Below are 12,793 nucleotides of genomic sequence, written 5' to 3'. Positions count from 1 at the left end.
GTGGTGCCCCCTAGTCCCATTCCAGTCCGCCGCGCCGCCACACGTAGGCGTACGCGACGAAGACGGTGAGCACGAAGAGCAGCATCTCCACGAGCCCGAAGATCCCCAGGGCGTCGAAGGAGACGGCCCAGGGGTAGAGGAAGACGATCTCGATGTCGAAGATGATGAACAACATCGCCGTCAGGTAGTACTTGACCGGGAAGCGGCCGCCGCCGGGCGGCACCGGCGTCGGTTCGATGCCGCACTCGTAGGCTTCGAGCTTGGCCCGGTTGTAGCGCTTCGGACCCACGAGCGCCGCCGCGACCACGGAGAACACCGCGAAGGCTGCCGCAATGGCGCCGAGCACGAGGATCGGCGTGTATACGTTCACCGCTGCCCCGCTCCTCTCAGTCGACGATGACTGCCTGCCAGTCCACACCGGACTCGTGTACCCGCCCCACCAAGATCGTGCTCATGTGAGGCAGTTCACAAGCCCTACTGATGGGCATCTTATGCCCCCCGCTCTGTGATCTGCGACACGGGGGTCCCCTACAGCTTTGTGATCTTAACCACCCGGCGATCGATCGGGCGAACGAATGATCGCCCGACTCTTCACACGGTGCGAAGGAACGATCACCGGATGTCCGTTACGGCCGGGACGTCGCAGGTCAGCGGGGTGTGTCCGGCGGGGCGCGGTGCGCGGGCGATTTCGGCGCGAGGTCGCCGGAAGCGAATTCGAGCGCCCGCGCGCTCAATTGGCATTCCGCCCTTCCGGCGCTTGCGCACACCCTCTCAAGCGACCCGGGAGGGTCGCGGGGCACGGAAACGGGCCGGAGTGATGTGGGCCACAGACCGCGATCCGGAGCAGCGACCCTTGCTTGGTTTGCGGCGGCAGAAGTGATAACCGTCCGGCAACGTTCGGCGCGTCGCCCAAATGCCGTGCGTATCGCGTAGGTAACGGCGCCGGCGGGGCGCGGTGGCGGAAACGGTCCGCGGAACAGACGGCCCAAATGCCGCATTTCACCGGCCGGGCCGCCAAGTGTGGCGCATCCCACGAGTGTTGAATCCCGGACCTTCCCCCTGATAGCGCTGGTCCTCATGTCCCGTAAACCGCACATACCCAGCCACCGGAAACCCCGGCGCCGGCAGGCCCCCGCGTGGGTCGTCCGCACCGGAGTCGCCGGTGGCGCCCTCGGCACCATGGTCGCGACGGCGGCGTCCGCTCCCGCCCTCGCAGACAGCAGCAGGACGGCGGGGGCGACGGCCCCGGAGTCGACGGCCGAACTCCCCGCCGTGGACGTCGACGCCCCCGTCGGCGTCGACGTGAGCACGGCGCTCACCGCCGGCGTCGAACAGAGCGCCGACGCCACCCAGACCGCGGCACTGCGCCTCGAACTCGTCAAGGACGCGCAGGAGGCCGCCGAGAAGGCCCGCAAGGAGGCCGCGGAGGCCAAGAAGGAGGCGGACGCCCGCGCCGCCGCCGAGAGGCGCGCCCAGGAGCGCGCGGCGGCCCGCGCGGCGGAGCGCGCGGAGCTGACCACCACCAGCGCCGCCACGCCGTCGGCTGAGTCCGCCCCGGCCGCCGAGACCCCGGCGGCCGCCCCGGCCGCGTCGGGCAGCGTCGGCACGGTGCTGGACTTCCTCAACGCCCAGGTCGGCAAGGCCTACGTGCTGGGCGCCAGCGGCCCGTCGGCGTACGACTGCTCGGGCCTGACCCAGGCGGCGTTCCGCACGGTGGGCGTGGAGCTGCCGCGCACGGCCGCGGAGCAGTCCACGGCCGGCACCCCGGTGGCGGTCTCCGACGTCCAGCCCGGCGACCTGGTCTTCTGGGGCGGCGTCGGCTCGGCGTACCACGTGGCCGTCTACGTCGGCGACGGCAAGTACCTGGACGCGGCGAACCCGTCGAAGGGCGTGGTGGTCCAGGAGATGTCGTACTACATGCCCACCTCGGCCGTCCGGGTCCTCTGACCCGTATCCGCACAGCACGAGGGCCCCGGCCGGACGTCCGGCCGGGGCCCTGGCATACGTTTTCAGGCGTATTGTGCGCGAGTTCTCAAGCCCGGCCTCACGAGCTGCGGCCGACATGCTCGATGTGGATGCTCCGCGGCGCTCACCCGAACGCCTCAGCCGGGGGCGCCCAGTCCGGCCCGTTGCCGTCGTCTGACCGGCCGTCGTCGTCCGGATCGGCTACCCGCTCCCCGCGGCACTCGGCGACCCTCAGCGCGTCGCGCAGTGCCTCACTCAGCCGCTCCACCAGGAACCGCAACTCGGCCTCCGACGCTCCACTGTTGACGATCTCTGCGGCCCGGTCCAACAGGCCGTAGCCCATGGCGAGCTGATCACCTTCGAGCACATCCGCGTACAGCGCCAGCCAACCGCCGTCCTGGGCGTAGCAGCGCCGTCCGTCATCGGTCAGCCACGGCAACAAGCGCGCCCCCGCCAGGTGGCCGCTCACGTCTCCGCCCCCCGCGCGATGAGGTGCGCAAGCCACTTCGCCACCGGCGGCGACACCGTGCCCAACTCGACCATGCCGTAAGATGGCTTGCCATCCTTCACCCCTTGCGGCTTCACGTCCATAGCGGGGAAGCTGACCCCCGCCTTCCGCAACGCTGCCGACAACTCCGCATGCGCCGCTGTCGCCTCCCGGATCTTGCCATCGGCCGTCGTCACGACACATCACCTCCCGCCGCGCCCACGGTCACGGCATGGAATGCTTCGGCCAACCGTCGGGCCGACCCCACCGGGCCGGAATTCGCCTTCACCACCATGCCCACCATGGTTGTGCGCACGGGACGACAGGGCGAGGAGTATCCGCGTTGTTGGGTAAAGATCATGAACGGAATGCGTGAGCCCAAGTTGCGAGGAATTCCCTCGCGTCGTTCTCGAAGAGCGCCACTCTCTCGTATCCTTCAAACTGGTCCAGGTAGCTTTGCACATCGCGAGGATCACGAAACACTACTGACCCCGTGGATAGTTCGACCGTCGCCATGTGATTGTCGTAGATAGTAAAGGTGTTCAGCGGAAGTGACGGGAGCGCCGTCCCCGTGGCAATGACGCCAATGTGAACGTTCGGCAGATACGTCAATGAGGCCAGGCGGTCGAGTTGCACTGCCATGGCAGGCGGAGGGGTGAGCGGGAAACGAATAGCCTGTTCCGTTAGGATGAACGTAAATTGCTTTCCTGTGTCGTACAGGATTTGTTGGCGTTCGAGTTTCCCCGCGACGGCCTTACTGGTATCGGCTGGCGAGTGAGCGAGACTCGCCCTCACATACTCCGGTGTTGCGAGAAGTCCAGTCAGCATTGACAGCAGGAAGTAGCGCATATGACCGGACGACACTTCTAGCGCCTTTAGTTCAGCCTGTCGGGAGCCGAGTCCCTTACGGCGCAGATCCCGCACATTCCGCCACTCCGTATTCGCCAAGCGGGCAAGTGCGGTGACCTGGGCGACTATGGAGGGCGGCGCCTCTACGGCCCACAAGATCTGTTCGACTGCGACCAATGACGGACGCGCACTACCTGTCTCGTACCGACTAATAGTGCTTTGCGACAGGTTGCAACGCTTGGCGAGCCGGTCCCCGGTGAGGCCGGCCGCCAAGCGAAGCTCTTTGAGTAGGGCAGCAAGCTCTTGGCCAGACTGCCCCAACTCTTCCGGAACCAACTTCACGTGCTGGCGTACTCCGCGAACGGAACCGACTCGGCGAGTGCGATCCGCTGATATTCAAGGAACTGCGCGGGATCACCTTCGTACAGCTTGCGACCGATCTGCTTGCCGTCAGGCTCATAGTTCATGAGCACCACGGTTGAACGGTCGAACAGCCAGAAATCCTGAGCATCAGCGAGCGGGTTCGGACGGTCGGTCACGTCGAGAATGCGAATCTCCTCTCCCGCAAGAGCGTGCGCGCGATAGTACCGCGAGAACTCAAATCGCAGATACTCGGAGAGTGGTCGTGTTACCACATGCACACGCCCATTCCGCTTCCCCTCTGAGTGCTGCCGAATCAGCCGCTCAGTGTACGACGATGCATAGGACGCGGGATCAATTCGCTTGCCATCCCGGAACGCCTGAACCTCTTCGGCTTCCTGCGGTACGCGATACTGGGGCAGCATCTCCAGTCGCCAGGCTTCTTGCTTGAAGTTCTGGAACATCGACCGCCAGTCTTCACCATCCAAGTGCACGGACGGCCTCGCGGAGCACACTCTCAGGAATTCGAACCAACGCCTCACCCTCGGGAGGTGCGAAGCTTCCGTCCGGTGCCCCCTGGACGACAATGGTGCCGTCTGCGGCCTTGTAGACATTCGGGCAGTCCTCTTCGCCGCACGGCCCGGAGCCGGGTCCGGTGAGGCGGGTCAGTTCCCCGCGCGTCATATGAACTCCCTTGATCCTGGCCCTGATTGGGCCGCTCTGAAGAAGGTACGTGGAACACCCCGCATCGTCCATGCATGAACGTGGGTATGCACGATGTTGGGTAAGGATCATGGAACAGGGCGCCCCGCGCCGCCCGTGACCATCACGCCGCCAATCGGGTTCGTCCACCGGTTGGCGCCTCTGACGTGCACAAACGCTCCCTTCCACTAGGGCGTTTCTGATGGCTCTTGGTGTGCTGGATGGATCGGTGCTGGGTTTGGCCAGACGCGTCGTATGGTGCGGCGACATGAAGTCTCTGATGCGCAGTGGCGGAGGATCGAGCCGCTCCTGCCCGCCGGTGGCAAGCCGGGTGGGCAGTGGGCGGATCACCGCAAGGTGATCAATGGACTGTTGTTCCGGGCCCGGAGCGGGGTGCCGTGGCCGGATCTGCCCGAGCGCTGTGGCCCCTGGCAGACCGTCTACGAGCGGCATCGCCGCTGGTCGGCGGATGGCACCTGGCAGACCGTCCTGGAGACGCTGCAGATTGAGGCGGACGCTGGTGACCTGGACGGCGTGCTTCAGCGGCAGACCGGGCGGCGGGAGTAGGCGGTGTACATCGATTCCACCTCCTGCCGGGCGCACCAGCATGCGGCTGGGGCGCGCAGGCGCCCGCCGGCCCGGCCAGCGGGGGGGATAGCCCGATGTTCGCGGCCGTGTTGGCCGGCTTACGCATCCGGCGGCGCGGTCCCGGCCGGCCGCGGAGCCGACCGGACCGGGTACGCGGCGACAAGGCGTATTCCAGTCGCGACAATCGTCGCTACCTGCGGCGACGCGGGATCAAAGCCACCCTCGTGCAGCCGGATGACCAGCGGGCCCACCGCGAGCGCCGGGGACGAACCGGAGGCCGACCACCGGCCTTCGACACCGCCCAGTACCGCCGACGCAACGCGGTTGAGCGGTGCGTGAGCAAGTGGAAGCAGTTCCGCGCCGTGGCCAGCCGGTACGACAAGCGCGACTACATCGTCAACGGCACGCTGACCGTCACGGCGATCGTCATCTGGCTCCGCAACACCGTCCAAGAGCCATCAGAAACGCCCTAGACCGACCTTTAGGGATTTGACAGACGCCGTCGCCCAGCACGCTGGCGCGCAGCATCCCGAGCGAGGACGCGGCCTACTGGTCGCGGTTCGGCTCGGCGCTGAGATCACCTGATTCCCGCGTCAGTACTGCGGCAAGACCGTACGCGCACGCCTCGTCGGCACGCCCGTTCGTCAGCGCTGCGCCGCCGGCTTGTACGCGAATCCGCAAGAGCAGCCGCAGGTGTGGCGCCACGGCCGCGCTGGTTCGGGCGCTCCGCAAGCAGGTCAGTGACCGCGGTGGTGTAGGTGCTGGCACACCGACACCCGCACCCGATCAGCAATCAAACTAAGAGCGACAGATAGTCGCCCACTCCGCAAGTCGCTCCCGCGCATTCTCGCCAAAGAGCGCGAAGCGCTCGAAGCGGGAAAACTCGTCCAGGTACGTGGCTACATCGCGCCGATCACGAAAGATCAGCGCTCCAGTGGAAACCTCGACAGTCGCCACGCGGTCATCGTATATCGTGAACACGTTCAGGGGGCCAGGCTTGACCTCGGCTCCAATCGGAATGACGCCGATGTGGACGTTCGGAAGACGGGACAGCGACACTAGGCGGTCGATTTGGACCGCCAGAGCACCTGCCGGGATCAAGGGCCAGCGAACAGCCTGCTCGGTCAGAATGAAGGTGAAGCGCTTGGCAGGATCGTACAGGATGGCCTGACGTTCCAACTTCTTCGCGATCGTCCTACTCACGTCGCTCGACTCGTCAGCGAGGCTCGCGCGGACGTACTCAGGCGTTGCCAGTAGCCCCGTAATCATCGTCGGCAAAAAGTACCGAAACTCGGTCGATGCCTTCTCGAAGCCGGCCAGATCGTTCTGCCGCTTATCCAGGCCACGGCGCCGCAACGCCCAATGGTCCTGCCACTCGGTGTTCGCCAGGCGCGCCAGCGCCGTCGTCTCGGCAATCACCTCGGGCGATGCGTCGAGAGCCCGAATAATAAGCTCAACGTCCACGAGGGTTGGTATGAACTTCCCGCCCTCGATATTACTGATCTTCGTTTGGCTCATATTGCAGCGCAAAGCGAGTCGACTTTGCGTCCACCCGGCCCGCCTGCGTAGATCTTTGAGGGCTTCCGCTAGGTCAGATCTTCTCCGACCGAGTTCCTCAGGTTCAAAGGCCAAGACCCTTCACGTACTCCAAGTAGGGCACAGACGCCGCCACCGCGATCTGCTGATACTCAACGAATCTCGCGACGTCGCCATCGTAGAGTTCTCGATTGATCTGCGTCCCGTCAGGCTTGTAGTTCATAAGAACCACGGATTCCTGGTCGAACATCCAAAAATCCTGGACGCCTGCAAGCGGGTTCGGCCTGTCCGTGACGTCAAGAATCCGGATCTCGTCGCCTGCCCTGACGTTCGCCTCGTAGTACTGCGAGAACTCAAACCGCAAGTATTCCGACAGGGGGCGGCTCACAATATGCACCCGCCCCTTCCGTTTTCCCTCACTCCGAAGCCGCTTCAGGTCGTCGGTGTACTCGTCGGAATGAGTGAGCGGATCGAGTCGCTTGCCGGCACGCCACTGCTCCAGTTCTTCGGCCTCCTGGGGGACGAGGTATTGCGGCAGTGTCTCAAGCCGCCACGCCTCCGACCGGAAGTTGTTCATCCTGGCGCGCCAGGAGTCACCATCCAAGAGCACGAACGGCCTCCCGCATCGTCTCCTCCGGGATCTCAACCAGCGACTCGCCCTCCGGCGCCTCGAAAGCCTCGGAGACGGCGCCCTGCACCACGAACGACCCGGAGGCGGTCCGGTAGACGTTCGGGCAGTCGTCCTTGCCGCACGGCGGGTCGTCGGGGCGTCGCTTCCGTTCGCGCTCGGGGTGAGCCTGATGAGGTCTTCGCGTGCCATGTCGAAGCCCCCTCGTTGCCGACCCCGGTCGGGGCCTGGTGAGTACGACGGTACGAGGAGCGGGCACGGCCGTCTATGCGGCATCACCCATATTCACGTTGTCGGGTAAGGATCTTGAGTCCTGGCCTTCGCCGACGGGCCCCAACGCAGAGTGGTCGGCCGCCTGCAGCCCATGATCTTTACCCGACTACGCGAATCTTCCTGGCGCTCGATCTGGACCCGGTAGAACCATGGTGGGCAGGAAATCGAGGCGAATCCATGCCCGGGCGGGTTGGCCCGAATGCGGCTGAGTTTCCAGACCGGGCCCCGTAAACACCACGAATCTGGGATGAGGGCACCCCCATGCCAAAAATCGACGAGTTCGCCATTCTCCGGAACGGCGGAGACGACGACAAGCCCGATAACACAGACATCGAGGATGGCGACGGCAAGGGCGGCTCAGGCTCCCCCGGCCACGGCCGCTGATCCACCATCACACGTTCAGTCCCCGGCTTCAGCCGGGGACTGTCACCATGCACAGATAGGTTCCGCCCATGGATCTGCTCGTGGTCGACTGGGACTACTTCTTCCCTACACCCACAGCTGGTGCACCCCTCGGCTCGCACGATGAACTGTTCGCCTGGCCCGCAGCCGAGGACCCGATGTTCGTGGAGGCCATTTGGCTCAACCGCGTACGGCCTTTCATAGAGCGGGGCCTGCCCCTCCCCGGCTGCGAGGGCTGGAAAGGCTTCTGGGACCGGTTCTCCTTCTCCCCTCATGCCTGGCTCCTCTACGCCGACTCGAACGCATGGGCCGGGCAGCTCTTCCCTTCCGACGTCGGAGGTGAAGGCCCCTGGGACAGCGTCCACCTGTACGACGCCCACCACGACTGCGGCTACAAGCCGAACAACACCACGTTCGATGAGTGGAAGACCAAGGGCGCGATCACCGCAGAGAATTGGATGTTGGCCCACTACTGGGCAGGATCCAAGCTGTTCGTTCACCTGCCGCCGTGGCGCGAGTCCATGTCCCGGCCTGCCGAGGCCCCGTTGATCCCGGTGCGCATGGAGATCGACGACGGATTCCAGAAGCCGGCCTTGACCTACAGCATGGTCTTCGTCTGCCGCTCCGGGGCTTGGGTGCCTCCGTGGAACGACGACCAGTTTGACGCCTTCATCCGCGCCTGCCCGGTCAAGCGCCAGGCTGTCCACCCGCAGAACATGTGGCGCCACCCACGGGACGACGTAGTCTCGATGGCCAGGATCAGAGCCCAGCGCCGGAGCTGAAACGCGCCTTGGCCCCGCGCAGCCGGGCGACCTCGCCCTCCGACGCCGCGGCGACGCCGACGCGGAAGGGCCCCGCCGGCGGGCAGGGCTCCCGCGTGCCCTTCGCGCGCGCGTGCGCGCATTCTCAAGCGCGGGGGGCGACCTTCGTCAGGCCGTTGATGATGCGGTCCATCGCGTCGCCGCCCTGCGGGTCCGTGAGGTTCGCCAGGAGCTTCAGGGTGAAGCGCATCAGCACCGGGTGCGTCAGGCCGCGCTCGGTGGCGAGCTTCATCACCTTCGGGTTGCCGATGAGGCGGACGAAGGCGCGGCCCAGCTGGTAGTAGCCGCCGTAGGTGTCCTTGAGCACCTTCGGGTAGCGGTGCAGCGCCAGCTCCCGCTGGGCGTACGTCGCGCGGCCGTGGGCCTGCACGACGACGTCCGCGACGATCTGGCCGGACTCCATCGCGTACGCGATGCCCTCGCCGTTGAACGGGTTGACCATGCCGCCGGCGTCGCCGACGAGCAGCAGGCCGCGGTCGTAGTGCGGCTGGCGGTTGAACGCCATCGGCAGGGCGGCGCCGCGGATGGGGCCGGTCATGTTGTCCGGGGTGTAGCCCCACTCCTCCGGCATCGAGGCGCACCACGCCTTGAGCACGTCCCGCCAGTCCAGCTCCTTGAAGGCGGACGAGGAGTTCAGGATGCCGAGGCCCACGTTGGACGTGCCGTCGCCCATGCCGAAGACCCAGCCGTAGCCGGGCAGCAGCCGGTCCTCCGGGCCGCGCTTGTCCCACAGCTCCAGCCAGGACTCCAGATAGTCGTCCTCGTGCCGCGGGGAGGTGAAGTACGTCCGTACGGCCACGCCCATCGGGCGCTTCTCGTTGCGGTGCAGGCCCATGGCCAGCGAGAGCCGCGAGGAGTTGCCGTCGGCGGCGATGACGAGCGGGGCGTGGAAGGTGACGGGCGTCTTCTCCTCGCCGAGCCTGGCGTGCACGCCGGTGATGCGGCCGGTGCGCTCGTCGATGATCGGCTGTCCGACGTTGCACCGCTCGTACAGCCGCGCGCCGGCCTTCTGCGCCTGCTGCGCGAGCTGCTGGTCGAAGTCGTCGCGCTTGCGCACCAGCCCGTAGTCCGGGTATGCCGCCAGCTCCGGCCAGTCGAGCTGCAGCCGGTTGCCCCCGGCGATGATCCGCAGGCCCTTGTTCCGCAGCCAGCCGGCCTCCTCGGACACGTCGATGCCCATGGCGACGAGCTGCTTGGTGGCCCGCGGCGTGAGCCCGTCGCCGCAGACCTTCTCGCGGGGGAACGCCGTCTTCTCCAGGAGCAGGACGTCGAGTCCGGCCTTGGCCAGGTAGTACGCGGTCGTCGAGCCGGCCGGCCCGGCCCCGACGACGATCACATCGGCACTGCGGGTGGACTCAGAAGCGTCGGTCACGGCGGCTCCCAGGTAACGCGGGTCGTTCCCCGAAGTCTAAGTGGCAGCTCCGGCACCCCCGCGCGCGCCCCGGCCCGGGCCCGCGGGTCCCCGGCTCAGCTCGGGGCGTGGGCGCGGTGCAGGGCCACGATGCCGCCGGTGAGGTTGCGCCAGGCCGGGCGGGTCCAGCCGGCGGCGGCGAGCCGGGCGGCCAGCGCCGGCTGGTCCGGCCAGGCGCGGATGGACTCGGCGAGGTAGACGTACGCGTCCGGGCTGCTGCTCACCCGCTCTGCGAGCGGCGGCAGCGCGCGCATCAGGTACTCCGTGTAGACGGTGCGGAAGGGCGCCCAGGTGGGATGCGAGAACTCGCAGATCACCAGCCGGCCGCCCGGCCGCGTCACCCGCCGCATCTCGCGCAGCGCCGCGTCGGTCTCCTGCACGTTCCGCAGCCCGAAGGAGATCGTCACCGCGTCGAAGACGCCGTCCGCGAACGGCAGCCGCGTCGCGTCCCCCGCCGTCAGCGGCAGCCGCGGGTGGCGCCGCCTGCCCTCGCGCAGCATCCCCAGCGAGAAGTCGCACGGCACCACGTACGCCCCCGCCGCCGCGAAGGGCAGCGACGACGTGCCCGTACCCGCCGCCAGGTCCAGCACCCGCTGCCCCGGCCGCGCGTCGACCGCGCGGGCGACCGCCCTGCGCCACAGCCGCGCCTGGCCGAGGGAGAGGACGTCGTTGGTGAGGTCGTACTTCGCGGCGACGTCGTCGAACATCGCCGCCACCTCGTGCGGCTCCTTCTCCAGGGTCGCGCGCGTCACCGGTCGGCCTCCACCAGCGTCAGCTCCGGGTGCGCCGTGCCGCCGTCGATGGCGGTGGACGACAGGTGCGACACGACGCGGTCGTCCACGGGGTCGTGCGCCGGGTCGTCGTGCACCACGAGGTGCTCGTACGTCGTCGAACGCTGCGCCGGCACCCGGTCGGCGCCGCGGATCATCTCGATGATCTCGCGCAGGTTCGAGCGGTGCCGCGCGCCCGCGGAGGAGACCACGTTCTCCTCCAGCATCACCGAGCCGAGGTCGTCCGCGCCGTAGTGCAGCGTCAGCTGGCCGACGTCCTTGCCGGTGGTCAGCCAGGAGCCCTGGATGTGCGCGACGTTGTCGAGGAAGATCCGGGCGACGGCGATCATCCGCAGGTACTCCAGCGTGGTCGCCTGGGTGCGGCCCTTCAGCTTGTTGTTCTCCGGCTGGTACGTGTACGGGATGAAGGCCCGGAAGCCGCCGGTGCGGTCCTGCACGTCGCGGATCATCCGCAGGTGCTCGATCCGCTCGGCGTTCGTCTCGCCCGTGCCCATCAGCATCGTGGACGTCGACTCCACGCCCAGACCGTGCGCGGTCTCCATGATCTCCAGCCACCGCTCGCCGCTCTCCTTGAGAGGTGCGATGGCCTGCCGCGCCCGCGCCGGGAGCAGCTCGGCGCCGGCGCCGGCGAAGGAGTCGAGCCCGGCGGCGTGGATGCGGCGGATGGCGTCCTCGGCGGTGGTGCCGGAGATACGGGCCATGTGCTCGACCTCGGAGGCGCCGAGGGAGTGGATGACCAGCTGCGGGTACGCCTTCTTGATCGCGGAGAAGTGCTCTTCGTAGTACTCCACGCCGAAGTCGGGGTGGTGGCCGCCCTGGAACATGATCTGCGTGCCGCCGAGCCGCACGGTCTCCTCGCAGCGGCGCAGGATGTCGTCCAGACCGCGGGTCCAGCCCTTGTCCTGCGCGGTGGGCGGGGCGTAGAAGGCGCAGAACTTGCAGGCGGTGACGCAGACGTTCGTGTAGTTGATGTTCCGCTCGATGATGTACGTCGCGATGTGCTCGGCGCCGGCGTAGCGGCGGCGGCGCACGGCGTCGGCGGCGGCGCCCAGCGCGTGCAGCGGGGCCGAGCGGTACAGGTCGAGGGCCTCGCCGGGGGTGACGCGGCCGCCCGCGGCGGCGCGGTCCAGGACTGCCTGCAGATCGGTGGTCACGGTGACCGGCCCCTTCCGCGAGTGGTGCGTACGAGCGAACACCAGCCTACGCGGAGCAGGTCGCCCGCTCCGGCCGGGCCTCTCCCCGCTCCTCCCCCGCCTCTCCCGGGCCTCTCCCGTTCCTCTCCCGGGCTCGTACTCAGCCGGCGCTCTTCGTCAGCGTCGCGTGCGGGTTGCCCGAGGCTTCGGCGTCGGAGCGGTACTCGATCGTCGTCCCGCTCTTGCGGGTCAGCGTGACCGTCGACTCGCCGGAGGCGCAGACGCCCGCGGAGTTCTTCCGCGCCGGGTCGTCCTCCTCGTGCAGGGTGAGGGTGGTGCCGGTGGCGGCGGTGAGCTTGGCGCGGCTGTAGCAGTGCGCGATGTCGTAGACGGAGTAGTCGAAGTACGCGACGTACTCGCCCTTCCCGCCCGGCTTGATCTCCACGCTGACGTCGCCGTTCGGTACGCCGTTCTCCTGGATGATCCCGCCCTCCCAGGCGCCGACGAACTTCTCCGGCACGGCGCCCGTCTCCGTGCTCTCGGTGGGCTCCGGTGAAGGGCTGGCGGTCGCCCCGCCGGAGTCGCCGCCGGAGCCGTTGCCGTTGCCGTTGCCGGTGGGGCCGCCGGTGGTGTCCCCGGCCCGCGGGCTGTCGCCGTCGTCGTCCAGCAGTCCGGGTACGACGAGCAGGCCGAGCATCAGCGCCGCCAGGGCGCCGGCGACGGAGAGCACCAGGGTGCAGCTGAACCGCCGCGAGCGCAGGCCGACTTCCGCCCGGCGCTCGGGCGCCGTCGCCGCGGCGGCCCCGAGGGCGGCGGCGCCGGCCGCGGGGCTGCTGGCCGCTGGGCC

Annotated in this window: 14 protein-coding genes and 3 pseudogenes; 4 read left to right on the top strand and 13 right to left on the bottom strand. The window is 67.8% G+C overall.

Annotation, left to right across the window (positions count from 1 at the left end; all coding sequences use genetic code 11):
- Window positions 1–10 precede the first annotated feature (10 nt).
- The gene (locus ABD317_RS08730; RefSeq protein ID WP_027754858.1) at window positions 11–370 is read right to left on the bottom strand and encodes an NADH-quinone oxidoreductase subunit A; all 360 of its coding nucleotides are present in this window, start codon (window positions 368–370) and stop codon (window positions 11–13) included.
- 809 nt (window positions 371–1,179) lie between these two features.
- On the opposite strand from ABD317_RS08730, the gene ABD317_RS08725 reads away from it, so the two are divergent.
- The gene (locus tag ABD317_RS08725) at window positions 1,180–1,947 is read left to right on the top strand and encodes a C40 family peptidase (protein ID WP_344289233.1); all 768 of its coding nucleotides are present in this window, start codon (window positions 1,180–1,182) and stop codon (window positions 1,945–1,947) included.
- A 142-nt stretch (window positions 1,948–2,089) separates the two neighbouring features.
- On the opposite strand, the gene ABD317_RS08720 is transcribed toward ABD317_RS08725, so the two are convergent.
- From ABD317_RS08720 to ABD317_RS08700, 5 genes are all read right to left on the bottom strand, one after another.
- Window positions 2,090–2,434, bottom strand: a complete 345-nt coding sequence (locus ABD317_RS08720; protein WP_344289216.1) for a hypothetical protein — start codon at window positions 2,432–2,434, stop codon at window positions 2,090–2,092.
- Window positions 2,431–2,649, bottom strand: coding sequence for a hypothetical protein (locus ABD317_RS08715; protein WP_344289215.1), 219 nt, complete (start codon window positions 2,647–2,649; stop codon window positions 2,431–2,433). The genes ABD317_RS08720 and ABD317_RS08715 overlap by 4 nt, the downstream gene beginning before the upstream one ends.
- Before the next feature lie 160 nt (window positions 2,650–2,809).
- Entirely contained in the window at window positions 2,810–3,643 is an 834-nt protein-coding gene (locus ABD317_RS08710) for a helix-turn-helix domain-containing protein (protein ID WP_344289214.1), read from the bottom strand.
- Complete coding sequence (locus ABD317_RS08705) at window positions 3,640–4,155, bottom strand: DUF6879 family protein (protein ID WP_344289213.1); 516 nt, start codon at window positions 4,153–4,155, stop codon at window positions 3,640–3,642. The genes ABD317_RS08710 and ABD317_RS08705 overlap by 4 nt, the downstream gene beginning before the upstream one ends.
- On the bottom strand, window positions 4,139–4,345 hold the full coding sequence (locus tag ABD317_RS08700; protein WP_344289212.1) for a hypothetical protein: 207 nt from the start codon (window positions 4,343–4,345) through the stop codon (window positions 4,139–4,141). The genes ABD317_RS08705 and ABD317_RS08700 overlap by 17 nt, the downstream gene beginning before the upstream one ends.
- A gap of 273 nt (window positions 4,346–4,618) precedes the next feature.
- On the opposite strand from ABD317_RS08700, the pseudogene ABD317_RS08695 reads away from it, so the two are divergent.
- Window positions 4,619–5,424 (top strand): annotated as a pseudogene (locus ABD317_RS08695) (IS5 family transposase).
- 325 nt (window positions 5,425–5,749) lie between these two features.
- On the opposite strand, the gene ABD317_RS08690 reads toward ABD317_RS08695, so the two are convergent.
- The 3 genes and pseudogenes from ABD317_RS08690 to ABD317_RS08680 all read right to left on the bottom strand — a co-directional run bounded on the left by ABD317_RS08690 (window position 5,750) and on the right by ABD317_RS08680 (window position 7,307).
- Window positions 5,750–6,583, bottom strand: a complete 834-nt coding sequence (locus ABD317_RS08690; protein ID WP_344289211.1) for a helix-turn-helix domain-containing protein — start codon at window positions 6,581–6,583, stop codon at window positions 5,750–5,752.
- Window positions 6,573–7,097 (bottom strand): DUF6879 family protein, encoded by a 525-nt coding sequence (locus ABD317_RS08685; RefSeq protein ID WP_344289210.1) that lies wholly within the window; start codon window positions 7,095–7,097, stop codon window positions 6,573–6,575. The genes ABD317_RS08690 and ABD317_RS08685 overlap by 11 nt, the downstream gene beginning before the upstream one ends.
- Window positions 7,081–7,307 (bottom strand): annotated as a pseudogene (locus ABD317_RS08680) (hypothetical protein). The gene ABD317_RS08685 and the pseudogene ABD317_RS08680 overlap by 17 nt, the downstream one beginning before the upstream one ends.
- Window positions 7,308–7,649: 342 nt before the next feature.
- Here ABD317_RS08680 and ABD317_RS08675 point away from each other — a divergent pair.
- The gene (locus ABD317_RS08675) at window positions 7,650–7,772 is read left to right on the top strand and encodes a hypothetical protein (protein WP_344289209.1); all 123 of its coding nucleotides are present in this window, start codon (window positions 7,650–7,652) and stop codon (window positions 7,770–7,772) included.
- Window positions 7,773–7,840: 68 nt separating this feature from the next.
- A complete protein-coding gene (locus ABD317_RS08670; RefSeq protein ID WP_344289208.1) occupies window positions 7,841–8,572 on the top strand; it encodes a hypothetical protein in 732 nt (243 codons plus the stop codon).
- 124 nt (window positions 8,573–8,696) lie between these two features.
- On the opposite strand, the gene ABD317_RS08665 is transcribed toward ABD317_RS08670, so the two are convergent.
- The 4 genes and pseudogenes from ABD317_RS08665 to ABD317_RS08650 form a co-directional block, all read right to left on the bottom strand.
- Window positions 8,697–9,983 (bottom strand): geranylgeranyl reductase family protein, encoded by a 1,287-nt coding sequence (locus tag ABD317_RS08665; RefSeq protein ID WP_027754866.1) that lies wholly within the window; start codon window positions 9,981–9,983, stop codon window positions 8,697–8,699.
- 95 nt (window positions 9,984–10,078) lie between these two features.
- The gene (locus ABD317_RS08660; RefSeq protein WP_344289207.1) at window positions 10,079–10,774 is read right to left on the bottom strand and encodes a demethylmenaquinone methyltransferase; all 696 of its coding nucleotides are present in this window, start codon (window positions 10,772–10,774) and stop codon (window positions 10,079–10,081) included.
- Window positions 10,771–11,967 carry a cyclic dehypoxanthinyl futalosine synthase gene (mqnC, locus tag ABD317_RS08655; RefSeq protein WP_027754868.1) on the bottom strand — a complete coding sequence of 399 codons (1,197 nt, stop codon included), beginning with the start codon at window positions 11,965–11,967 and terminating at the stop codon, window positions 10,771–10,773. The genes ABD317_RS08660 and mqnC overlap by 4 nt, the downstream gene beginning before the upstream one ends.
- Before the next feature lie 139 nt (window positions 11,968–12,106).
- A pseudogene (locus ABD317_RS08650) lies at window positions 12,107–12,793 on the bottom strand (serine/threonine-protein kinase); the annotation flags it as partial.

This window comes from Streptomyces synnematoformans, assembly GCF_039531005.1.
GTDB classification, from domain to species: Bacteria; Actinomycetota; Actinomycetes; order Streptomycetales; family Streptomycetaceae; genus Streptomyces; species Streptomyces synnematoformans.
This window is presented reverse-complemented; position numbering and strand designations above follow the sequence as displayed.